Origin of the sequence: Maritalea sp. S77, assembly GCF_049801075.1 — a bacterium.
Lineage (GTDB): Bacteria > Pseudomonadota > Alphaproteobacteria > Rhizobiales > Devosiaceae > Maritalea.
In genome coordinates this window covers 39,803-59,647 of sequence record NZ_JBNAGG010000006.1, presented here as the reverse complement: position 1 = coordinate 59,647, position 19,845 = coordinate 39,803, and the positions used below count along the sequence as shown (strand labels likewise).

27 protein-coding genes and 1 tRNA gene are annotated in these 19,845 nt (G+C 51.0%); 15 read left to right on the top strand and 13 right to left on the bottom strand.

All coding sequences use genetic code 11. The features are described 5' to 3' along the window. Positions 1 to 229: 229 nt before the first annotated feature. Positions 230 to 314 (bottom strand) — tRNA-Leu (locus tag ACP15Y_RS15850). A gap of 132 nt (positions 315 to 446) precedes the next feature. On the opposite strand from ACP15Y_RS15850, the gene ACP15Y_RS15845 reads away from it, so the two are divergent. Together ACP15Y_RS15845 and ACP15Y_RS15840 are read left to right on the top strand one after the other, a co-directional pair. Further along, entirely contained in the window at positions 447 to 1,028 is a 582-nt protein-coding gene (locus ACP15Y_RS15845; RefSeq protein ID WP_424984086.1) for a YqaA family protein, read from the top strand. 16 nt (positions 1,029 to 1,044) lie between these two features. After that, positions 1,045 to 1,542 carry a disulfide bond formation protein B gene (locus ACP15Y_RS15840; protein WP_424984085.1) on the top strand — a complete coding sequence of 166 codons (498 nt, stop codon included), beginning with the start codon at positions 1,045 to 1,047 and terminating at the stop codon, positions 1,540 to 1,542. On the opposite strand, the gene ACP15Y_RS15835 is transcribed toward ACP15Y_RS15840, so the two are convergent. The 3 genes from ACP15Y_RS15835 to ACP15Y_RS15825 form a co-directional block, all read right to left on the bottom strand. Beyond that, on the bottom strand, positions 1,539 to 2,096 hold the full coding sequence (locus ACP15Y_RS15835) for an HNH endonuclease (protein WP_133573277.1): 558 nt from the start codon (positions 2,094 to 2,096) through the stop codon (positions 1,539 to 1,541). The two genes, ACP15Y_RS15840 and ACP15Y_RS15835, sit on opposite strands and share 4 nt — an antisense overlap. Before the next feature lie 133 nt (positions 2,097 to 2,229). Further along, positions 2,230 to 2,892 (bottom strand): alpha/beta hydrolase, encoded by a 663-nt coding sequence (locus tag ACP15Y_RS15830; RefSeq protein ID WP_424984084.1) that lies wholly within the window; start codon positions 2,890 to 2,892, stop codon positions 2,230 to 2,232. Further along, positions 2,889 to 3,536 carry a DNA-3-methyladenine glycosylase family protein gene (locus tag ACP15Y_RS15825; RefSeq protein WP_424984083.1) on the bottom strand — a complete coding sequence of 216 codons (648 nt, stop codon included), beginning with the start codon at positions 3,534 to 3,536 and terminating at the stop codon, positions 2,889 to 2,891. The genes ACP15Y_RS15830 and ACP15Y_RS15825 overlap by 4 nt, the downstream gene beginning before the upstream one ends. A gap of 48 nt (positions 3,537 to 3,584) precedes the next feature. Between ACP15Y_RS15825 and gluQRS the strand changes: the two genes are divergently transcribed. Continuing rightward, on the top strand, positions 3,585 to 4,442 hold the full coding sequence (gene gluQRS / locus ACP15Y_RS15820; protein ID WP_424984082.1) for a tRNA glutamyl-Q(34) synthetase GluQRS: 858 nt from the start codon (positions 3,585 to 3,587) through the stop codon (positions 4,440 to 4,442). Here gluQRS and ACP15Y_RS15815 read toward each other — a convergent pair. Next, positions 4,439 to 5,425 (bottom strand): NAD-dependent epimerase/dehydratase family protein, encoded by a 987-nt coding sequence (locus ACP15Y_RS15815; protein ID WP_424984081.1) that lies wholly within the window; start codon positions 5,423 to 5,425, stop codon positions 4,439 to 4,441. The two genes, gluQRS and ACP15Y_RS15815, sit on opposite strands and share 4 nt — an antisense overlap. Before the next feature lie 90 nt (positions 5,426 to 5,515). On the opposite strand from ACP15Y_RS15815, the gene ACP15Y_RS15810 reads away from it, so the two are divergent. The 4 genes from ACP15Y_RS15810 to ACP15Y_RS15795 are packed head-to-tail and all read left to right on the top strand — an operon-like array spanning position 5,516 to position 7,935. Continuing rightward, positions 5,516 to 6,424, top strand: a complete 909-nt coding sequence (locus ACP15Y_RS15810; protein WP_424984080.1) for a LysR family transcriptional regulator — start codon at positions 5,516 to 5,518, stop codon at positions 6,422 to 6,424. Positions 6,425 to 6,436: 12 nt separating this feature from the next. After that, a complete protein-coding gene (locus ACP15Y_RS15805; RefSeq protein WP_342775948.1) occupies positions 6,437 to 6,634 on the top strand; it encodes a twin transmembrane helix small protein in 198 nt (65 codons plus the stop codon). Between the two features lie 9 nt (positions 6,635 to 6,643). After that, on the top strand, positions 6,644 to 7,219 hold the full coding sequence (locus ACP15Y_RS15800; protein WP_424984079.1) for a cob(I)yrinic acid a,c-diamide adenosyltransferase: 576 nt from the start codon (positions 6,644 to 6,646) through the stop codon (positions 7,217 to 7,219). A 35-nt stretch (positions 7,220 to 7,254) separates the two neighbouring features. Next, positions 7,255 to 7,935, top strand: a complete 681-nt coding sequence (locus tag ACP15Y_RS15795) for a rhomboid family intramembrane serine protease (protein WP_424984078.1) — start codon at positions 7,255 to 7,257, stop codon at positions 7,933 to 7,935. A 9-nt stretch (positions 7,936 to 7,944) separates the two neighbouring features. On the opposite strand, the gene ACP15Y_RS15790 is transcribed toward ACP15Y_RS15795, so the two are convergent. From ACP15Y_RS15790 to ACP15Y_RS15770, 5 genes are all read right to left on the bottom strand, one after another. Further along, positions 7,945 to 8,538 (bottom strand): TetR/AcrR family transcriptional regulator, encoded by a 594-nt coding sequence (locus ACP15Y_RS15790; protein WP_424984077.1) that lies wholly within the window; start codon positions 8,536 to 8,538, stop codon positions 7,945 to 7,947. After that, entirely contained in the window at positions 8,538 to 9,140 is a 603-nt protein-coding gene (locus ACP15Y_RS15785; protein WP_424984076.1) for a GNAT family N-acetyltransferase, read from the bottom strand. The genes ACP15Y_RS15790 and ACP15Y_RS15785 overlap by 1 nt, the downstream gene beginning before the upstream one ends. After that, positions 9,141 to 9,734, bottom strand: coding sequence for a hypothetical protein (locus ACP15Y_RS15780; protein ID WP_424984075.1), 594 nt, complete (start codon positions 9,732 to 9,734; stop codon positions 9,141 to 9,143). It lies immediately after the preceding gene. A gap of 220 nt (positions 9,735 to 9,954) precedes the next feature. Continuing rightward, positions 9,955 to 10,452, bottom strand: a complete 498-nt coding sequence (locus ACP15Y_RS15775; RefSeq protein ID WP_424984074.1) for an SRPBCC family protein — start codon at positions 10,450 to 10,452, stop codon at positions 9,955 to 9,957. After that, positions 10,445 to 10,813 (bottom strand): ArsR/SmtB family transcription factor, encoded by a 369-nt coding sequence (locus tag ACP15Y_RS15770; RefSeq protein WP_424984073.1) that lies wholly within the window; start codon positions 10,811 to 10,813, stop codon positions 10,445 to 10,447. The genes ACP15Y_RS15775 and ACP15Y_RS15770 overlap by 8 nt, the downstream gene beginning before the upstream one ends. A gap of 121 nt (positions 10,814 to 10,934) precedes the next feature. Between ACP15Y_RS15770 and ACP15Y_RS15765 the strand changes: the two genes are divergently transcribed. Further along, positions 10,935 to 11,126 (top strand): hypothetical protein, encoded by a 192-nt coding sequence (locus tag ACP15Y_RS15765; protein WP_424984072.1) that lies wholly within the window; start codon positions 10,935 to 10,937, stop codon positions 11,124 to 11,126. Positions 11,127 to 11,201: 75 nt separating this feature from the next. Then, the gene (locus ACP15Y_RS15760) at positions 11,202 to 11,789 is read left to right on the top strand and encodes a sugar O-acetyltransferase (RefSeq protein ID WP_424984071.1); all 588 of its coding nucleotides are present in this window, start codon (positions 11,202 to 11,204) and stop codon (positions 11,787 to 11,789) included. Between the two features lie 3 nt (positions 11,790 to 11,792). Here ACP15Y_RS15760 and ACP15Y_RS15755 read toward each other — a convergent pair whose 3' ends face one another. Continuing rightward, on the bottom strand, positions 11,793 to 12,503 hold the full coding sequence (locus tag ACP15Y_RS15755) for a TlpA family protein disulfide reductase (protein WP_424984070.1): 711 nt from the start codon (positions 12,501 to 12,503) through the stop codon (positions 11,793 to 11,795). A 23-nt stretch (positions 12,504 to 12,526) separates the two neighbouring features. Between ACP15Y_RS15755 and argH the strand changes: the two genes are divergently transcribed. Continuing rightward, on the top strand, positions 12,527 to 13,912 hold the full coding sequence (gene argH, locus ACP15Y_RS15750; protein WP_424984069.1) for an argininosuccinate lyase: 1,386 nt from the start codon (positions 12,527 to 12,529) through the stop codon (positions 13,910 to 13,912). A 12-nt stretch (positions 13,913 to 13,924) separates the two neighbouring features. Further along, positions 13,925 to 15,187, top strand: coding sequence for a diaminopimelate decarboxylase (gene lysA / locus ACP15Y_RS15745; protein ID WP_424984183.1), 1,263 nt, complete (start codon positions 13,925 to 13,927; stop codon positions 15,185 to 15,187). Between the two features lie 67 nt (positions 15,188 to 15,254). On the opposite strand, the gene ACP15Y_RS15740 is transcribed toward lysA, so the two are convergent. Together ACP15Y_RS15740 and ACP15Y_RS15735 are read right to left on the bottom strand one after the other, a co-directional pair. Continuing rightward, complete coding sequence (locus ACP15Y_RS15740; RefSeq protein WP_424984068.1) at positions 15,255 to 15,662, bottom strand: response regulator; 408 nt, start codon at positions 15,660 to 15,662, stop codon at positions 15,255 to 15,257. Positions 15,663 to 15,698: 36 nt separating this feature from the next. Further along, positions 15,699 to 16,715, bottom strand: coding sequence for a zinc-ribbon domain-containing protein (locus tag ACP15Y_RS15735; protein WP_424984067.1), 1,017 nt, complete (start codon positions 16,713 to 16,715; stop codon positions 15,699 to 15,701). A 145-nt stretch (positions 16,716 to 16,860) separates the two neighbouring features. Here ACP15Y_RS15735 and ftsE point away from each other — a divergent pair, with 145 nt between their 5' ends. From ftsE to ACP15Y_RS15715, 4 genes are all read left to right on the top strand, one after another. Next, a complete protein-coding gene (gene ftsE / locus ACP15Y_RS15730; protein WP_424984066.1) occupies positions 16,861 to 17,520 on the top strand; it encodes a cell division ATP-binding protein FtsE in 660 nt (219 codons plus the stop codon). Continuing rightward, entirely contained in the window at positions 17,513 to 18,439 is a 927-nt protein-coding gene (locus tag ACP15Y_RS15725) for a cell division protein FtsX (protein WP_424984065.1), read from the top strand. Before ftsE ends, ACP15Y_RS15725 begins: the two co-directional genes overlap by 8 nt. Positions 18,440 to 18,472: 33 nt before the next feature. Then, positions 18,473 to 19,264 carry a lysophospholipid acyltransferase family protein gene (locus tag ACP15Y_RS15720; protein ID WP_424984064.1) on the top strand — a complete coding sequence of 264 codons (792 nt, stop codon included), beginning with the start codon at positions 18,473 to 18,475 and terminating at the stop codon, positions 19,262 to 19,264. 140 nt (positions 19,265 to 19,404) lie between these two features. Then, positions 19,405 to 19,839: a hypothetical protein gene (locus ACP15Y_RS15715; protein WP_424984063.1), complete on the top strand. Its 435-nt coding sequence runs from the start codon at positions 19,405 to 19,407 to the stop codon at positions 19,837 to 19,839. Positions 19,840 to 19,845 lie beyond the last annotated feature (6 nt).

Sequence of the window (19,845 nt, the reverse complement as noted above, 5' to 3'; positions counted from 1 at the left end):
AGGCTTCGAATTTATGGCCAAGGATCACCAAAACGCCCTGTTTTCCGTCGCATATTTACCGAGCCAATTGGCTCTGCCTCTCACATAAAGAAGTGAACCTGAACAGCACATGAAGGCCAGATGCAGCCTTCGCACGCACAAAAAGTGCAAACGCAGCGCAAAACAAAACCCAACGCGACAAGCGTTTGTTTTATTTGTGTTTTAGGAGAAATTTAAAGAAGAGATATATTGGTGCGGGTGGAGGGAATCGAACCCCCACTCCCGAAGGAACGGGATTTTGAATCCCGCGCGTCTACCAGTTCCGCCACACCCGCACTAAGGTGTTGGGCATGCGAAATATCGTAAAGTTTCGCCCCCGTCAATCACTGATTGACACTAAATTGAAACTCTTTACATCTAAACCCACTTTTCACCCGATTTCTCGGGCAGAATTTAAGGATGCATGCGTGATTAGAAAACTTTATGACTGGGTCTTGGCATTAGGCGCCTCAAAAGATGCGCCAAAGGCGTTGGGCGCAATTTCATTTGCGGAAAGTTCTTTCTTCCCGATTCCCCCAGACATCATGTTGATTCCCATGGTGCTCGCCAAACGCGAATCCGCATGGCGCTTTGCACTCATCTGCACCATCACCTCCGTTCTCGGCGGTCTATTGGGTTATTTCATTGGCGCTTTTTTGCTGGAAGCCGTGGCACAACCCATCCTCGAACTTTATGGCTATTGGCATAAATTCGAGGCTTTCCAAGAAGCTTTCAACGAATGGGGTTTGCTGATTGTCTTCGTTTTTGGCCTCACACCTTTCCCCTATAAAGTGATCACCATCGCCTCTGGCGCAACTGGCCTTAATCTGCCCATATTTATCTTGTCTTCCATAGTAGCGCGCGGCCTGCGCTTTTTCATTGTGGCGGGGCTTCTTTATTTCTTCGGCCCACCCATCAAAGAATTCATCGAAAAACGCTTGGGCCTCATGTTCTTTTTGGGCTGCGCCTTGCTGGTGGGTGGCTTTATAGCTGTCAAATTCTTGTTCTAATGGGGGAAAATAGGCCATGAACAATCTAAGTGTGAAAAATCTTACCGTCTTAGGTTTTGGCCTGTCGACACTGACAATTATCAGCGTCTATTTCTTCCAATATGTGATGAATTACCAGCCCTGCGAATTGTGCTATGCCCAGCGCAATCCCTATTACGTTGCCATCCCGATTTTGCTGCTGGCGCTGATTTTTTGGAAAAAGCTCTCAAAAATCATGATCACTACACTGGTCTCGGCCATGTTGATCATCTTTTTGTGGAGCACTTATCAAGCGGGCTATCACGCAGGTGTGGAATGGGGTTTTTGGCCGGGACCAGATACCTGCACCGGCATTGGCGGCGGCATCAGCCTTGACCAGCTAAGCGATATTGACGGCTCACGCGTCGTGCCATGTGACCGCGCAAGCGTGCGCTTCTTCGGCCTCAGCTTTGCCGGCATGAACGCAATCGTGTCGCTGGTCATTGCCGCTATCTTTGCGCTGGCGACCAAAAAGAGCGTGCAAAAAATCGCCTAAGGCTCGAGCTCAATATCCCAATAAAGATAATCCATCCAACTCTCATGCAAATGGTTGGGTGGAAATTTGCGGCCATTGGCCTGCAAATCAAAAGTGGTCGGCCGATAAGGCATTTGCGTCGGCCACATATTGATGTCTTTCGGCATCTTATTGGCTTTGCGCAAATTACAGGGCGAACAGGCTGTCACCACATTGTCCCAAGTGGTGCGCCCACCCCGTGAGCGCGGGATCAAATGATCAAAGGTCAGATCATCCTTTGAATGACAATATTGACATTCAAAATGATCGCGCAAAAACACATTAAAGCGCGTAAAGGCGGGATTACCTGTTGGCTTTACATAGGATTTGAGGCTCACCACGCTAGGCAGTTGCATCTCAAAACTTGGGCTTTTGATCACCCGATCATAGTTGGAAACAATGTTCACACGTTCAAGGCAAACAGCTTTAATCGCGTCCTGCCAGGACCATAGAGACAGTGGATAATAACTCAGGGGCCGATAGTCAGCATTGAGTACCAGCGCCGGAAGAGATTCGGGTGACACATGCAGGGTCACGCCTTCCTCCTTAAAATGGAATCACTCGTTATGAACTTGCCTTAACTATTGTAGGCAGAACATGTCATATATGTGAAGTCTTTGTTCCATTTTTACGACGATGCTGCTTTGCACTGCTATAGAAATCAGCCCATCAACTCAATTGCTTGCTTAAAAACTCTGCGGCAAATTCAAGCCCATCCATGGAAATACCATGTCCTGTGCCCGGACATTTCTTCAAACGCACATCAAGCCCTTGCGCTTCCAAAGCAGACGCAGCCTCAACACTGCCAGCAATCGGCACAACATCATCAACTTCGCCATGCACAAGGCAAACAGGCGGTTTGGATTTAATGGCGTCAGCCGCATTTTCCACATCAACCATTTTGCCGGAGAAGGCAAGGATGCCCGCCAGCGGCGTTTCAAACCGCAAACCGGTGTAAAGCGCCATCATCGCCCCTTGGGAAAAGCCAGCAAGAACCACATCGCCAAGCTTCAGCCCTGCTTCTTCAGTCCGCGCCAACACATAGTCACGCACAGTCGGATAAGCGCTTTCTGCGCCGCGCGTATAATCTGCGCCGATCCGCTCCACATTAAGCGGAAACCATTCATACCCCATCGGGTTCATGCCGCATCGATGCGGTGCATTGGGCGAATAAAATCCCACATGCGGAAAGGCATTCGCCCAATATTGCCCAAGCCCGATTAGATCTTGCCCATCTGAACCATATCCATGCAGCAAAATCACAAGCTTTTTTGCAGGCGCCCCATTTGCAGGGGCCAAAGTGGGGCCAGACAATTCAAGTGATGAACTCATAAAACAATACCTTCTTTATCTTTCAGCACAGCGAAATAGCGCCACATTAATCGCGATGCCGCCCCGCGATAGGGCGACCAGATTTCTGTTAGCTCGCGCGTTTCTTTTTCTTTTGGCACATCTTCAAGCCCATTGATATGCCCCACCATTTTTTGCAACGCCAAATCACCCGCGGGGAAAATATCGGGGTGCCCCAAGCAAAACAGCAAATAGATTTCTGCCGTCCATGGGCCAATGCCCTTCAGCTTGGTGAGTTGTTCAATCGCCTCCTGAGGCGGCAAATGCACAAGCTGGTCAAACTGCAGCGCGCCAGATTGCTCAGCCTCTGCCACAACGCACAGGGTGCGAAATTTACTGGCCGACAGCCCGGCACCACGCACTTTTTCTTCAGGATGAGTTAAAAACTCAGCGGCACACACATTTTCCATAAGCGCTGCAAAGCGCCCCCAAATGGCAGACGCGGCAGCAACAGACACCTGCTGCCCCACCACAATCTTGGCCATGCCTTCAAACCCATCGGTCGACTCGCGCAATGGCACTTCGCCGCAGTCGGCGATCACAGATTTCAAGCGCGGATCGCACGCAGCCAACCCATCCAAATGCGCCTCTAAAGCCGCGCGGCTTTTCAATCGTTCTTTATGCATGGCGTTCGCTCGTGTATGAAGAAAGCAACTTTTCAATAGCTTTGACTTATGACAGCAAAAACACAACCCGTTTTCCGCTTTGCGCCCAGCCCCAATGGCCATTTACATTTAGGTCACGCCTATTCTGCGCTGCTGACCAACAAAATTGCGCGCCAATTTAACGGAAAAACCTTGCTGCGCATTGAAGATATTGATCAAGGCCGCTGTACACCAGAACTCCTGTCTCAAATGCTTGCCGATTTGGAGTGGATTGGCTTTGAATTTGAAGGCACGCCAGAAAAACAATCTGATCATTTCGACCGCTATCGTACTGCTGCCGACACCCTAAGGCAGCGCGACCTAATCTATCCCTGCTTTTGCAGCCGCAAAGATATTCGCAAAAATGCCAGTGGCCAAACCGATCCTGACGGCGCGCCGATTTATCCAGGCACCTGCCGCCATTTATCATCTAGCGAAGTTGAAGAGAAACTGGCGCAAAATATCCCGCACAGTTGGCGGCTGGATATGAAAAAAGCGCTAGTGGAAACCGGCGCTTTGACATGGCGTGAACTTCACGCCGACCTTGAAACAATCAGCACCATTGAAGCTGATCCCATGAATTGGGGCGATGTGATTTTGGTGCGAAAGGATACGCCAACCTCCTATCATCTGAGCGTGGTGATAGACGATGCCGCCCAACAGATCACCCACATCACCCGCGGCAAAGATCTATATGCTGCCACATCGATCCATCGTGTGTTGCAAAAACTCTTTGATCTGCCCGAACCGCTCTATCATCACCATGATTTAATCCGCGATGAAGCGGCGGAAAAACTGTCCAAATCAAAAAAGGCACAAAGCCTCAAGGAGCTGCGCGCGCAAGGCTGGAGCGCGCACCAAGTACGCGCCGCCATCGGCTTGGACTAAGCTGCACGCTTAGCCTTGATTTTCGCCAATTCATGTTCGGGCAACAGACTATAAGTTGTTTCCGCCACGGCGCGATCAAACGGCGTGCCAAAATCCGGGCCTAAAATCGCATCCAGTTTGGGGTCCACCAATTCATGTGGCTCCTGCCACAGATAGCGCATTTTCACAATTTCCCGCATCATAGGGTTGAAAACCGCCATGGCGTTGAACACCCACCACGGCAATTGCACCACCTTATAAGGCGTCGGCAAGGCAGCTTGGATCAAAGTAATCAATTCGTCACCTGTCGCACGGTAGCCCGCAAAATGGAAATTCTCATAGGCACCCAATTGATCGCGCTGCGCAGCAACCTTTTCAAATGCACGACCTAAATCTGGCAGATAGGCCCAGCTATGCTTGGTTTTACCATCACAAATCCGTGTGATTTTACCCTTGTTAAACTCCCGCGCAATCGCCAAATCAAACCAACTACCCGTCGCATCAGGTCCAAAATAATCACTGGCGCGGATCACAATCACTTGGAAATTATAGGCTCGCCCGGCCTCAACCAACTCTTTCTCCATCTGCACCCGAATGTCGCCCTTGTCCGTGGCAGGGGTTTGCGGCAAATCCGGCGTTAGCCGATGGTCCTTCGCACCATAATTATAAACATTGCCAGCAAAGATGAGCGTCTTGCCGCTGCCTTTCATCGCCTCAATCACCACCCGATTGAGCACCACCGCACCCTTTTCCTTATCTGCCCATTTGTCATAGGGCAGGTTAAGCGCGTGCACCACCACTTCTGCACCAGAAACGGCGCGTTGCACATCTTGCAGATTAAAGCCGTCGCCCTTCACAAATTCAAAGCCATCAAATGGTGCGCGATTTTCACGGCCAAAGCCCTTCGCTTGCCACCCGGCATCGATAAATGCCTTGGCGGCAAATTGGCCAATGCGTCCATTAATGCCCAGAATAGAAACTGTTTGCGTGCTGTTCTCAGTCATTTTCAAAATCCCTTCATTGCTGATGGGACTAAGATGATATATTCATATTCAAATGAAAATTGACTGAAACCGCATTTGAGATATTCAAATATGAATACCACGACAATTGAACCTGACTGGTTTTTGTGGCGATCCTTTCTCGCGGTGATGGAGGAAGGCTCTCTTTCAGCGGCTGCACGTAAACTGGGCGCCTCCCAACCCACCATTGGCCGCCATATCGAAGAATTGGAAAACAGCCTGAGCGCGGTTTTGTTTGACCGTACCGGCCGCGGCTTAAACCCAACCCCTTTGGCGCATCAAATGCTCAATTCTGTGCGCGGCGCAAAGTCTGCACTGGCTGAGGCGCAATTGATGGCCAGCGGCAGCACCCAAATGCTGGACGGCACCGTGCGGATCACAGCATCACAAGTGCTTTCCCATCATATTTTGCCCGGCATTTTGAAAAAGGCACGGCAAACCTACCCCACCATTCAATTGGAAATTGTTCCGTCCGATTCGGCTGAAAATCTTTTGCTGCGCGAAGCAGATATTGCCATCCGCATGTTCCGCCCCAGCCAATTGGATGTGGTCGCGAAGAAGATCGGCCTTGTGCCCCTTTGCGCCTGCGCCCACCAATCCTATCTCCAGCAGCATGGGACGCCAGAAACCATCAATGATCTATTCAGCCATGAATTATTGGGGCTCGATCGGCAGGAAGATATTATCAAAATTGCCCGCATGATCGGGTTTGAGCTTAAACGCGAAGACTTCACCATTCGCACCGACAGCCAAACCGCCATTTGGCAAATGGCAACGCAAGGGCTAGGCGTCTCCTTCGCCCAGAAAAGCCTGATTGATAGCACACCGGGCATGGTGCGGCTGGTGCCAGAGTTGCAAATCCCCCCCATGGAAATGTGGGTCGCCGCCCACAAGGAAGTGCATCGCGCAAAGCGCATCCGCGTCATTTATGACCTATTGGCCAAGGAACTTATCCCCTATACTAGCCACCAAATCACCTAACCAAAAAGATTGATGATGGATCAAATACTCAACTATCTCATTTTTGCGGCCATCGCCGTGGTCGCGATCATTCTTGGTGCTGGCCTGATCAATATGTTCCGAGGCGGCAACCCAAATCTCAGCCAAAAACTAATGCGCGCACGGGTGATTGCCCAAGCTGTTGCGCTGTTGCTTTTGTTTATTGCAGCATTCTTTTTTGCACCCAAATAGGAGGCGAAAATGGTCAAACTGAATAAGATTTACACCAAAACCGGCGATGACGGCACAACAGGCTTAGTTGTTGGCCCGCGCCGTCCAAAGTTCGATCTGCGCGTGGCCGCCTATGGTACCGTGGACGAGGCAAACTCCGCCCTTGGGTTGGTGCGCTTACACACCGCAGATCATAAGGAAATGGATAAGGTGATCTTGCGCGTGCAAAATGACCTCTTTGACCTCGGGTCAGACTTGGCAACCCCTGACACAGGTGAGGATTTGGGCTTTGAACCGCTGCGGATCATCGCAAGCCAGGTGACTTGGCTGGAAGAAACCATAGACCAATTCAATGAGCATCTAGCGCCCATCAAAAGCTTCACCCTGCCCGGCGGTTCGGCGTTGGCCGCTCATCTGCATTTGGCCCGTACAATCGTGCGCCGCGCAGAACGCGACGCCATCGAATTGAAGGCGCAAGAAGCCGACGTGAATGCAGAGGCGATCAAATATCTCAATCGTCTGTCGGATTTATTGTTTGTCTTGTCGCGCATTGCCAATGATAATGGCAAAAGCGATATCTTATGGACACCGGGCAAGCACCGTTAAGGCGCGCCCCGACACACTGACAAAGCGAAGCGTTTATGTTTTTGCCCCTATATGACCAAAACCCAAAACGCTTCGTCATCAAGCCTTATGTGAATTATGGCCTGATTCTCATCACGACGCTTGCCTTCACCATTCAATATATCCTGCCGCAAAATGCGGAGAATTATGTGATCGCGACATTCGCCATGGTGCCCTATTGGTTCGCCGATGGCCGGATTGACCAGATTCCATTTGTGCCGGATGAATTCACTTTTATCACCTATGCGTTCCTGCACGGGGATTGGCTGCACCTTCTGTCTAACATGCTGTTTTTATGGGTGTTTGGCGACAATATTGAGGATGCACTCGGCCATTTCCGCTATTTGCTGTTTTATTTACTTTGTGCAGCGGGCGGCGCAGGATTGCATTTCCTCATGTTTCAAGGCGACCTCTCGCCACTGGTCGGCGCGTCCGGTGCTGTCGCAGGCGTCATCGGGGCCTATATCTTGCTCTATCCAAAAGTGCGGGTTTATGTGCTGGCGCGGATCATCATCCCGCTACCTTTACCCATTCCAGCGCTTTGGGTGCTCGGCGCCTGGATCATCATGCAATTTGTCTATGTGATTTTGCCGCAAACCGATTCGGTTGCATGGTGGGCCCATATTGGCGGCGTTCTTACAGGCATGGCCCTTGTGTTTTTGCTCAAGCGCCCGGAAGTAAAAATCTTCCAAGGCTAGGGACAAAGCTTAAAGCCCAGCGCCATCCAGCAGCAATCCCATATTGGTTTTCATTTTGCTATACAAGCCAGGTTCCCATTTGATCAGCGAGCCGATCAAATTTGCGCCTTCAAACTGCGTAATCAGGCCAAATGCAATTTGCGGCGCAATATCAGTTGGCTTGCGCTTCTTCAAAAGAGCCGTCTCAATCATTTCAGTGAGCAGCTGCTGATATTCTAAAAAGAAGCCCCGCACCATCTCTTTCGCTTGCGCATCACGGCCTGCAAATGAATAGAATTCCAAACCGATCGCGACAAACACATCATTTTCCGCCAGCACTTCTTCCGTCTGGTCGATCCATTCCATCAAAACCTGCCGAAAGTCACCTTCGGTTTGCCGCAAATGATGCAACACGTCCATGTTTTGTTCGAAAAAGCGCTTCATCAGCGCCGAAATCAAATCATCTTTGCTCTTAAAATATAGATAGATGGTGGCCTTGCTCACCCCGGCAGCTAACGCCACTTCCTCCAGCTTGGCAGACTGCAAGCCATTTCTAGAAAACACCAACATCGCGGCATCAAGTATTTGGGGAATCCGCTTCGCGCTCATATTGGGGCGGGGCATTATGTTTCCTCACTAAGCGATTTGGTCATCACGACATATTCAACGCCATCATCTTCATAGCGCGCAACCACCTGATAGCCCATATGTTGATAAATCACCACATTTTGCGGATTTCCCGTTTCCAGCGCTACGTTTGCTGGCCGTTCGACCAACCCATAAACTGCATCAAACAAACGCCCAGCGAGCCCTTTTCCCCGCGCGCGCTGATCCACCGCCACAAATTCAATAACCAACGCAGATGTGTGCGGATAGATTTTGAAACGCTTTCGCTCATGTTGCACCATATGCAGTGGTACGTTAAAGCCGAATGCCCGCCATTGCTGCCAAAACCAGCGCAGCAAAAATCGCAAGGGCGGCGCATGATTGCCGAGGCTAAAGATAGTGCCCGCAACAAATTCTTCCCCTTCATAGACCACAAGCACCTGCGATGGCGGCCATGCATTTAGGGTGAGATCAAACCAAGTAGTGAGCCGTTCCACCGCGTTGTCCTCATTGGCATTGACCAAAGACACCATCGCTTGGTCGTGCGCAAAGGCGCGGGCAAACATCTGCGCCAACGCCCACCGCCTTTCACCGTCCCAAATTCTAATCTCAACAGACATTTAACTCTCCGGTTGAAATGGCGCTTCTTTCACAAGATGACCAAGCAACAACTTTAGTGCCAGCAAAGGCAGAAGCCAGTTCAAATTCGACAGCACCATAATTGGCAGGAATGCGAGCAGAACAAACAAGGTCGCCACCCCAAACGCAATCGGGCGTTGCAAATAAAGTGGCGCAAACAAAATGATCAATGTGCCGAACAACAATGCCAGCGCTGCTATGGCGAAAAACACAAACGGATTTTCAGCAAACAGCATCGCCGCCAACCCCAAATGCAACAGATGCGCGCAGACAAACAAAAAGTGCTGTCGCTTGCCATGTCCTATACGATGATACCAACGCTTCGCTGCAGACGTTGCATTGGTGACAATGCCACCACCAATATCCAGCGCCAAAATAATCACAAAGACCCAATGCCAATTGCTGTGGTCGGGCGTTGCTCCCTGCCAGAACAGTGCAATCAATGCTGCTGCAATCACCGCACCTAAACCCAACTGCACCAATTCTTCAGCCGGTGTTGCGCCCGGCCCTACAAACTTATCCCAGCTGCCTGATAGCCCACTTCGCGGCGCTGGTGGTTCCCAATCTATTCGCATTATGCCCATCTTCTAAAATAACTAACTCGTCAGTCATAATATAAAGGTGTGAGTTTGGCAAGTGATTTTGGGGCGCGGAACATGGAAGCAAAAAGGCTGGGAGGCTAGGAGCATATTGAATCCCGTCGCCTAAAATGTCCGCATAGATCGCGAGGGCGAACTGGCCAACAAAAAAGGCGCACCGAAAGTGCGCCTTGATATTCGTAATATCAATCCAGACTTATGCGTTCTGCAATTCGTCCAAAATTTGATCGATAATTTTATAGCCGGAGCCCCAACCATTATCCATGCCGCGCATCATATTGGCGAAGGTTTCATTTTCTTCTGGTGTCGCATCCAAAGGCACTTGTACCAACGTGACTTTCGTTTTGGTGCCCACATCTTCAAAGCTCACTGTTGTGTGCAAGACCTTGGGCCAATTGGGCATCATGGGGCTGGAAACAACATTCCAATCCCTATCGGCCGAACAATGGTGCCACACAATTTTTTCTTCCGGCACGACTTCTTGAAATTTCATCACCGAAAGGTCAGATTTTTCACCCATCACCATTTCGTTGCGCCACTCGCCGCCGGGCTTAAGATCAAATTGGTGAATTTTCGTCTCAATATTCGGGCCATACCATCGCGCCAATAGCTCTGGATTGGTCCATGTCTTCCACACCAATGACCGTGGCGCATCAAACTCACGTTCAAACACATATTCTGCTGGGTTACTCATCTTTTCCTCCCTGTTTTTGGGCCTGCAATTTCACCAGCAATTCATCAAGCTGATCAAAACTATCGCCCCAAAACTGTTTAAAATAATTCATCCATTCCACAGCTTCTGCCATGGGTTCCGCCTTCAAACGAGCAGGCCGCCTTTGCTCATCAATGGCGCGCTCCACCAACCCAGCTTTTTCAAGCACCTTCAAATGCTTGGACACAGCAGGCTGGCTGATCTGGAACGGCGCAGCCAACTCCCCAACCGACGCTTCCCCTTCCGCCAAACGTGTCAGCATCGCGCGGCGTGTTGGGTCCGCCAAAGCGGAGAAAATTGCATCCAATTTTGCTGGATTATTTCCATAACCAATCTGTTCCATAACTTTATGGTTATAGAAAGATTCCGTCCCTGTCAAGCAAGGCGTTGATCAATCAAATTAGTAAAATATTAAGGCTGGTTTGCGAGAGTGGCTGTAACTGAACGCTAGGAAGGCAATTCAGATGGATATGTCATTGGTGACACAAGCCGTTGCCATGCAATCAGCACAGCGCCAAGAACAAGCGCAATTGTTGATGGTAAAAGCGGCAAACGACATGCAAAAAGCCATGATCAATATGCTTGATCAGGGCCTCGCCAATGCGAAAGCCATTCCCGCCCCGGGCACCGGCACCGTCGTTGATAAATCCGCCTAACAAACAGTCTAGCCAAATCAAAAAAAGCCTCGTAAAGATTGGTGAATAAAACCAATTTAAGACCATAGGCTTGTTATGTCCCGCTCCGTAAAAGAACGTATGCTTGCTGGTGAACACACCCTGTCAGGTGATCCTGAGCTTGGTGAAATCGCGGCGCGTTCCCGCCGCGCTTGCTATGCCTTCAACAATGCCCACCCCGATGACGAAACCCGCATGGCGCATTTGCGCAGCATTCTGGGCAAAGCGGGCGAGCAATTTTGGGTCGAACCGCCCTTCTATGTCGATTTTGGCGAAATGGTTGAAATTGGCGAAAAAGTCTTCATCAACACCAATTGCGTTATTTTGGACAGCTGTAAGGTGACCATCGGCAATGATGTGCTGATCGCGCCAAATGTACAGATTTTGGCAGCAGGCCATCCCGTCGCCGCGAACGAACGCATGGTCTATCCGTTTGAAGATGAGCCAGAGCGAATGAATTTCGTCAACCTCGCCGCCCCCATCACCATCGGCAATGGCTGCTGGATTGGCGCAGGCGCAATCATTCTGCCGGGCGTAACCATTGGCGATCGAGCCGTGATTGGCGCAGGTGCGGTGGTGACCAAAGACGTGCCTGCCGACAGCATGGCCGTCGGCAATCCAGCACGTGTGATCAAACAGATTTGAGCCTTAGCTTTCTTCCGCCAATGCGAGGGCAGCTTCAACAAACGCCTTCGCGTCATCGCCATGCCAGGCAGCAGGCCCAGCTAACACGCCCCACTCGCAGCCATCTGGCCCCAAGACCAGAGTGGCGGGCAAGCCCAACGCCACGCCGCGCTTTTTCAGCACTTCAAACGCATCAAATGTCGGATCACGATGCAGCGGCAATTGGCTAAGATTTTCCTCATCCATAAACTTTTGCGCCTTGGCAAGGCCATCATCGCCAATGTCTAAATTGATGGTCGCGACCGTAAAGCCTTTATCGCCATAATCCTTTTGCAACGCTTCCAGCTCCGGCATCTCAGCACGGCAAGGGGCACACCATGTGGCCCAGAAATTCACCAAGGTCACATTGCCCTCAAAGGCGTTAAAACCAACTTCTTCTCCATTCTCATGGATAAAGCTGATTTCATCGTAACGCGCGCCCTTGGCTGTGACTTGCACAGCAGCCAAATCGCCGATTGCTTTTTCATCCAGCGCCGTCTGCACCTCAGGATTTGCGGGGCAAGAATTGGCGACAGCCGTACCATTTCCGCCATTGTTCCCATTGCTAACCCACACTGCGGTCGCTATAGCTACGACAATTGCAGCGGCCGCGCCAATGCTTAGGCCCTTTTTACGGGCAGTGTTGGCACCATCTTCGCGGTCATTGCCGTTTGGATTTGATGGTTGAGAGGACATAGGTTCTCCTAAAAGAGGGTACAATGAGCAACAAAATGTGGGGTGGCCGTTTTGCCACCGGTCCAGATGCGATCATGGAAGAAATCAACGCCTCCATCGACTATGACAAACGCTTCCACACCCAAGATATTGCAGGCTCAAAAGCCCATGCGGAAATGTTAGCCAGTGTCGGCATCCTGACCGAAGAAGATAAAGATGCAATCCTATCTGGTCTAGATCAGGTAAGTGACGAAATTGCCGCAGGCACGTTCACTTTTTCGCGCGCACTCGAAGATATTCACATGAATGTGGAAGCGCGGCTGAAGGAAATCATCGGCGAACCCGCAGGTCGCCTGCACACAGCCCGCTCACGAAACGACCAAGTGGCCACTGATTTTAAACTGTATGTGCGCGATTGCCTCGACACTTTTGTGACCCAAATCCAAACATTGCAATTGGCCATGGTCGAGCGCGCCGAAGAACATGCAGATAGCGTGATGCCCGGCTTCACCCATTTGCAAAGTGCGCAACCTGTGACTTTTGGCCACCATATGATGGCCTATGTGGAAATGCTGGGCCGCGACGTTGGCCGCTTCCAAGATTCCCGCAAACGCCTAAACGAAAGCCCCTTGGGCTGTGCCGCATTGGCGGGCACGTCTTTCCCCATCGATCGCGACATGACCGCGACGGCCTTGGGATTCGACCGCCCAACGGCAAACTCACTAGACGCTGTGTCCGACCGTGACTTTGTGCTTGAATCTTTGAGCGCCGCCAGCCTATGCGCCATGCACCTGTCGCGCTTGTCAGAAGAGTTGGTGATCTGGTCCACCGCACAATTCGGCTTTGTCCGCTTGTCCGATAAATTCTCAACCGGCTCTTCCATCATGCCGCAAAAGCGCAACCCAGATGCTGCAGAACTGATCCGCGCCAAAATTGGCCGCATCTCCGGCGCATTGGTCTCGCTGATGACTGTGATGAAAGGTCTGCCGCTTGCCTATTCAAAAGATATGCAAGAGGACAAAGAAGTCACCTTTGATGCGTTTGACAGCCTGTCTCTTGCCTTGGCCGCGATGACAGGCATGATCAAGGATTTGAAAGTGAATAAGGACGCCATGAGCAATGCAGCAGGCGCCGGCTTTGCCACTGCTACTGATTTGGCCGACTGGCTGGTGCGCGAGGCAAATGTGCCGTTCCGCGATGCACACCATATCACCGGCTCCGCCGTGGCACGGGCAGAAGAAAAAAGCTGCGATCTTGCCGGGCTCACCATCGAAGATTTTAAAGAAATCGATGAGCGCATCGACGCCCGCGTATTCAAAGTGTTGACTGTGCAGGATTCTGTAAAAAGCCGCACTTCCTTCGGTGGCACATCGCCAGCCAACGTAAAAGCGGCAGCCAAAGTCTGGCGCGATCGCCTCACCAGCGCATAAGGGCAATTTATGGTGCACCATTTTCAATATCGCAACGGCGAGCTTTATGCCGAAGATGCGGCCATCACTGACATTGCGTCAGAAGTGGGCACACCTTTTTATCTCTATTCTCGCGCCACATTCACGCGCCATATCAAGGTGATGCAGGAAGCTTTTGCCGACCGCCCAACCCTTGTGGCCTATGCCGTGAAAGCCAATTCAAACCAAGCCATTTTGAAACTGGTGGCCAGCCTTGGGGCTGGCGCTGACGTGGTCTCCCTTGGCGAACTTATGCGGGCCGAAAAGGCAGGTATTCCAGCGGATAAAATCGTCTTTTCGGGCGTCGCAAAAACCCACGAAGAAATCGCCTATGCGCTGAATTTAGGCATCAAATGCTTCAACGCCGAAAGCGAACCGGAACTTTTGCGCATTAATGAAGTGGCGAAGTCCTTGGGCAAGATTGCCCCAGTTTCTGTGCGCATCAACCCAAATGTGGACGCCAAGACCCATGCCAAAATCTCAACCGGCAAAGCGGAAAACAAATTCGGCATCCCCTTCGAACGCGCAAATGAAGTCTATCAACTGATTGCCGACTGTGATCATTTGCAGGCGGTGGGCATCGATATGCATATCGGCTCGCAAATCACCGATTTAGAGCCGTTCGACAACGCGTTCAAGCTTATGGCAGAACTGGTCGAAAAGCTGAGCAATGCGGGCCACAAAATCAAGCACATCGATGTTGGTGGCGGCTTGGGCATTCCTTATGACAATTCCAATCAGGTGCCGCCAGAGCCCATGGCGTACGCCCAGATCGTACGCAAAAATCTCAACCATCTGGACTGTGAAATCGTACTTGAGCCGGGCCGCATGGTCGCGGGCAATGCGGGCATTTTCATCACCAAAGTGGAATATGTGAAAGAAGGCGCAGAACGGCAATTTGTCATCGTAGATGCGGGCATGAACGATCTGCTGCGCCCAACGCTTTATGAAAGCTATCACACGGTTCAACCAGTCAAGGAAGACGCGCAATTACAAGATCGGATTGGCGATGTGGTCGGCCCAGTTTGCGAAACCGGCGATTATATCGCCAAAGGCCGCCACCTGCCGCACGTGCAAGAAGGCGACCTCCTCGCAGTGATGAGCGCCGGTGCCTATGGCGCCGTTATGTCAGGCACCTACAACACGCGTCCCCTATGCGCCGAAGTGCTGGTTGACGGTGACCAGTTCCACATCATCCGCCCGCGTCAAACCTATGAGGATTTGATCGGCCAGGATTCTGTGCCGGATTGGATATAAAAAAGCCCCGCTATGCGGGGCTTTTTTCATAAGCTAGCAAGTCGCATTAAGCGTACTCGTAATTTTCTTAAGCGCCCAATTGCTGCGCCAATGTCACTGTTTTTGCGGCGCGGCCATCCAGTGCTTCTTTTACCTTTGCGCGAATATCGGCCAGCGTGAATGGCTTAGGCACAATATCATGCACCAAAGCATCAAGCCCATGCGCACGTTCCCGCTGGTCCGCAAAGCCAGTCATCAACAAAATGGTCACTTCAGGATATTGATCTGCCACACGCAAAGCGAGCGCGATGCCGTCCATCACTGGCATTTTGATGTCTGAGAGCAGGAGATCAAATTCGCCTTCATGTTCCAAAATAGCTTCCGCTGCGAGGCCGCCATCTTCGGTTGCCAGCACAGCATGACCATCCATTTCCAAGGCGCGGGCCACAAAGCCGCGCACACTAGGATCATCTTCCGCCAATAAAATCCGTGCCATTACCCAATACTCCTTACCCACGTCCTGTTTTTATTATTATTCTGAATTGGAAATTCTTGCTTTGCCAGACTGCCAATCCAGAAATGATAGCTTCACACGACGCACATCATTTGGCGGTGACAACAATTGAGTTGAAAACTCAAAAGAACCACCAGCCTCTAAGACGGATACGCCCGGTGTCATGTTCCATTCGTAGATGACAGTTTCGTCATCTCTAACCAGCGCCACCCTAATGGGAGGTAAATATGCTATTTTGCTGGTCACATTTTGAATGTCACCCGTCACGTTCAGGACCTCATGTCCGTCCTTCCACGAGCGAATTGTACGCACATTTGCAAAATCAAGTCCAACAACATTCACATTTGTCCCGAAAAGCCTATATAGGCTGGCCATCTCCGGGTAGAGGCGCACCACTTCAACACGGAACGAAAACAGCCCCAAAAGGATAGCGGCACTAAGCGCCAAACAGGTGGTGGTGATCATGCGGCGGGTGCGCGCCATCGGTAGACCACGGGCAATATCTCGGTGGCGTTTTGCCACGCGCCGCGCCCGTTTCATCCGGTCGATCCGCGTTCGGCGACGAGTAGCGTAAGACGCTGATTCCATGGCATTATCTTCGCCAAGTGCTTCGAGTTTTCCGGCACCCTTGCCAGATTTTCCCTCGCCTGAAGCATCGCCTTCATCATCAAGCGCGGCTTCGCCAGCGTCCAACGACTCTATTTCACGATCAAGAGCTGCTTCATCTTCAGTTTGGTTCGCATCTTGGTTCTTTTCCGAACCATTTTCTTCGTTGGCCGTCTTTTTCTTTTGCGCTTCGCGCTTGATCGGGTCTAAACCCTCTTCCTGCATCGCATCATCAAGCAAACGGGCAAAATCGTCCGAATCATCTGCCAATTCAACTTCGCGAACCTCAACCGGTTTTGGCTTTGGTGGCGCTTGTTTGGCACGCCATGATTGCGCGCAGCTCGCGCACTGCACCACCCGGCCGCTCTCACCAATGGCTTGATCAGCCACCTCATATTCGGCGCTACAATTTGGGCATACAATGATCATGGGTTCTTTAAGACACTTCTTCCAACACTTAGATGCATCTTAGACCGCAGAATCTTAACACTCCGAAAAAACCGGACTAGCTTTCGCCCAAACAATGCTTCATCACTGCTAACATGGTTGCCAAATAGTGATTCGGGAGTTGCCAGTGATCGAATTTGATAATGTGGGTCTGCATTACGGCACAGGTCCAGAGATTCTGAAAAATCTCAATTTCAAAATTGACCCCGGTTCCTTTCATTTTCTAACAGGCCCTTCCGGGGCAGGTAAAACGTCGCTTTTGCGGCTGCTTTTGCTGTCGTTGCGCCCCAGCTCAGGTCGGCTCAACATGTTTGGCAAAGATGTTGCAGGACTGGACAAAGAAGCCCTAATGGCCATGCGCCAACATATCGGCATTGTGTTTCAAGAATTCCGCCTGCTCGAGCATCTCACCACCTTTGAAAATGTGGCTCTGCCTTTGGCGGTGCGCGGCGAGCCAGAAGCATCATACCGGTCCAATGTGCAAGAGCTTTTGGATTGGGTCGGGCTCGGCCATCAAATTAACGCCCGCCCAGAATTATTGTCTGGCGGCGAAAAACAACGTGCGGCCATCGCCCGCGCCGTCATCGCCAAGCCAGAGCTTTTGCTGGCCGACGAACCAACCGGCAATGTAGATCCGGAATTGGCAGAGCGCTTGTTGCACCTATTCGTTGAACTTAACCGCATGGGCACAACCATTATCTTGGCCACACACGAACTGCATTTATTGGACCAATTCAGATTCCCCAGATTGCAGCTGCAAAATGGTGAGGTGAGCATTCATGATTGAAGAATTTCTGAACCGCAACCGCGCTGAAATCGCCATCGTTCCGCGCTCTTCAATTGCGGGGCGCACCCTTGCTCTGCTGGTCGCGATCATGACCTTTTTGAGCTGTGTCACCTTTGGGGCGGTTTATCTGGTGCAAAATTCCGCTGTCGCATGGTCTTCTGAGGTGGGGCGCGAAATTACCATTCAACTCCAGCCAGTTGACGGCGATGAGATGACATCGAATGTGCGCACAGCCATCAGCTTGGCGTTGGACAGCCCCGGTGTTGGCAGCGCCCGTGAATTGACCATTGAAGATAGCGAACGCCTTTTGGCGCCGTGGCTTGGTGACGAGTTTGATTTGGAAGGCTTTGATCTGCCCCGCTTGATAGTGGTGCACCTCACCAACCCAAACGCGTTTGACCAGGCGGCCTTAGAAGAGAAGCTCACCCAATCCCTCCCAGGATCAAGCATTGATACACACAAAGCGTGGCAACAAAAACTCAATGCCATGTCTGGCACGATTGTATTCTCCGGCCTCTTGGCACTGATGTTGATCATGGCAGCGACTATTTTGGCGGTCATTTTTGCTACCAATGGCGCCATGGCATCCAACCGTGAAATTGTAGACGTGCTGCACTTCATCGGCGCGTCAGATCGCTTCATTGCCCGCGCTTTCCAAACGCGTTTTCTTTCCATTGGCATGCAGGGTGGCGCAGTTGGCGGCGTCGCTGCTCTCATCTTCTTCATCTTGGCAGGCGTGATTACCAATTACCTGCTGCCCAGCCAAAATGCTGAGCAAATAGAACTCTTGTTCGGTCAATTTTCATTGGGATGGCTAGGTATTTTTGGCCTATTGATCGTTGTGGCGATCATTGCTGGGCTGACAAGCGCAACCTCACGGATTACAGTACACCGCTTTTTGGCGCAGGTTGCGCCTTAATCCCTGCTTGGACCTGATTCGATAGGCTGCAACATGATTGTGCAAACCATCCGCTCGCTACTTTTTTATGTGTTTTTCATCGGTGTCACCACAATTTTGGCGATTCCAATGGGGCTTTATTCCTTGGTTGCACCCAAATTTTCTGGCTATCCAATCGTTTGGCTTTGGTACCAATCCAATCTGTTTTTCCTACGCATCTTTGTCGGCATCAAATCGAAAATTGAGGGTGAGGAAAACTTGCCTGACGGGCCATTCATCATCGCCTCAAAACACCAGTCAGACTGGGATATATTTGCGCTTTTGCCCGCCACGGGCCGCCGTCCTTCTTTCATCGCCAAAAAGCAATTGCTGGACATTCCGTTTTTCGGCTGGGCGGCGCGCAACTTCCACACCATTTCTGTGAACAGGAAAAAGGGCCGTGAGGCGTTGCCGCAAATGATTGAGCAATCCAAAGAGGCAATCAAGCATGATTGCCGGATTGTGATCTATCCCGAAGGCACCCGCAAAGCACCATTGGCCGAGCCCAATTATAAATGGGGCATCGTGAAACTATATACGGAGTTGAACATACCTGTTGTTCCCGTGGCGCTGACGTCAGGGCTTTATTGGCCACGAAATTCGCATGTGCTGTGGCCCGGCACTGCCCGCGCTCGCTATTTAAAACCAATCCAACCCGGATTGGATGCGGACGAATTTCATGCCGAATTGCAACGGGTTATCGAAACTGAAACCGAAAAAATGATCTTTGAGGATCTGGAAAACGGAATCAGCCTGCCAATCTCGGAAGCGTTCCAAAATCGCATCGATCAACGCCGATCCGCATAACTACTAGATATTGACAAACTCCTGCCATAATCAATAGATATAGATCATATTATAAAGAAATTGACTCTACGCGGATTTTGTTCTAGTTTTGTTCCGTACCGCGATGCCATACGAAGTTGGGGAACCTTGCGAGGCAGTTTATGACTGAAGGAACACTTTACTCATTTGATTCTGCTCAATTTGACGCAGAAGAGTTGTGTATCTCGCCTTTCGAGATATCAACCAAATCATCCTACATCGCTGAACATCATCAAGATACGGCTGAAGATAGCCCGGTGTCCTTTGTAGGCCGGTCAGGCAAAACATATAAAGCCCAGCCCGCGACACTAGAAAAACTCCGCATTCGCGACGATCAAGTCTGCTTGCTCAGTGTAAGCTCCTCCACAGGCGAAGACGTTGTTTGGGTCGGCTCAGGCCAAAGCCTTGTGCACGATCAACCCAATCGGGCCGAATTCATGGATGTGGTCAACAAAGCGGATAAAGCCTATATCATCGATATTGAAGATTTGGCGGCTCAAAGCTTGATCAGCTGGGATTTGACACGCACCCACCACGAACTGCCCCGCGCCGCTTAAGGCACG

Bases quoted from the DNA above. Each gene is read 5' to 3' on its own strand.
- ACP15Y_RS15840 (WP_424984085.1), top strand. From the start codon at position 1,045: ATGAACAATCTAAGTGTGAAAAATCTTACCGTCTTAGGTTTTGGCCTG.
- ACP15Y_RS15830 (WP_424984084.1), bottom strand. From the start codon at position 2,892: ATGAGTTCATCACTTGAATTGTCTGGCCCCACTTTGGCCCCTGCAAAT.
- ACP15Y_RS15825 (WP_424984083.1), bottom strand. From the start codon at position 3,536: ATGCATAAAGAACGATTGAAAAGCCGCGCGGCTTTAGAGGCGCATTTG.
- gluQRS (WP_424984082.1), top strand. From the start codon at position 3,585: ATGACAGCAAAAACACAACCCGTTTTCCGCTTTGCGCCCAGCCCCAAT.
- ACP15Y_RS15815 (WP_424984081.1), bottom strand. From the start codon at position 5,425: ATGACTGAGAACAGCACGCAAACAGTTTCTATTCTGGGCATTAATGGA.
- ACP15Y_RS15810 (WP_424984080.1), top strand. From the start codon at position 5,516: ATGAATACCACGACAATTGAACCTGACTGGTTTTTGTGGCGATCCTTT.
- ACP15Y_RS15805 (WP_342775948.1), top strand. From the start codon at position 6,437: ATGATGGATCAAATACTCAACTATCTCATTTTTGCGGCCATCGCCGTG.
- ACP15Y_RS15800 (WP_424984079.1), top strand. From the start codon at position 6,644: ATGGTCAAACTGAATAAGATTTACACCAAAACCGGCGATGACGGCACA.
- ACP15Y_RS15795 (WP_424984078.1), top strand. From the start codon at position 7,255: ATGTTTTTGCCCCTATATGACCAAAACCCAAAACGCTTCGTCATCAAG.
- ACP15Y_RS15790 (WP_424984077.1), bottom strand. From the start codon at position 8,538: ATGCCCCGCCCCAATATGAGCGCGAAGCGGATTCCCCAAATACTTGAT.
- ACP15Y_RS15785 (WP_424984076.1), bottom strand. From the start codon at position 9,140: ATGTCTGTTGAGATTAGAATTTGGGACGGTGAAAGGCGGTGGGCGTTG.
- ACP15Y_RS15780 (WP_424984075.1), bottom strand. From the start codon at position 9,734: ATGCGAATAGATTGGGAACCACCAGCGCCGCGAAGTGGGCTATCAGGC.
- ACP15Y_RS15775 (WP_424984074.1), bottom strand. From the start codon at position 10,452: ATGAGTAACCCAGCAGAATATGTGTTTGAACGTGAGTTTGATGCGCCA.
- ACP15Y_RS15770 (WP_424984073.1), bottom strand. From the start codon at position 10,813: ATGGAACAGATTGGTTATGGAAATAATCCAGCAAAATTGGATGCAATT.
- ACP15Y_RS15765 (WP_424984072.1), top strand. From the start codon at position 10,935: ATGGATATGTCATTGGTGACACAAGCCGTTGCCATGCAATCAGCACAG.
- ACP15Y_RS15760 (WP_424984071.1), top strand. From the start codon at position 11,202: ATGTCCCGCTCCGTAAAAGAACGTATGCTTGCTGGTGAACACACCCTG.
- ACP15Y_RS15755 (WP_424984070.1), bottom strand. From the start codon at position 12,503: ATGTCCTCTCAACCATCAAATCCAAACGGCAATGACCGCGAAGATGGT.
- argH (WP_424984069.1), top strand. From the start codon at position 12,527: ATGAGCAACAAAATGTGGGGTGGCCGTTTTGCCACCGGTCCAGATGCG.
- ACP15Y_RS15740 (WP_424984068.1), bottom strand. From the start codon at position 15,662: ATGGCACGGATTTTATTGGCGGAAGATGATCCTAGTGTGCGCGGCTTT.
- ACP15Y_RS15735 (WP_424984067.1), bottom strand. From the start codon at position 16,715: ATGATCATTGTATGCCCAAATTGTAGCGCCGAATATGAGGTGGCTGAT.
- ACP15Y_RS15725 (WP_424984065.1), top strand. From the start codon at position 17,513: ATGATTGAAGAATTTCTGAACCGCAACCGCGCTGAAATCGCCATCGTT.
- ACP15Y_RS15720 (WP_424984064.1), top strand. From the start codon at position 18,473: ATGATTGTGCAAACCATCCGCTCGCTACTTTTTTATGTGTTTTTCATC.
- ACP15Y_RS15715 (WP_424984063.1), top strand. From the start codon at position 19,405: ATGACTGAAGGAACACTTTACTCATTTGATTCTGCTCAATTTGACGCA.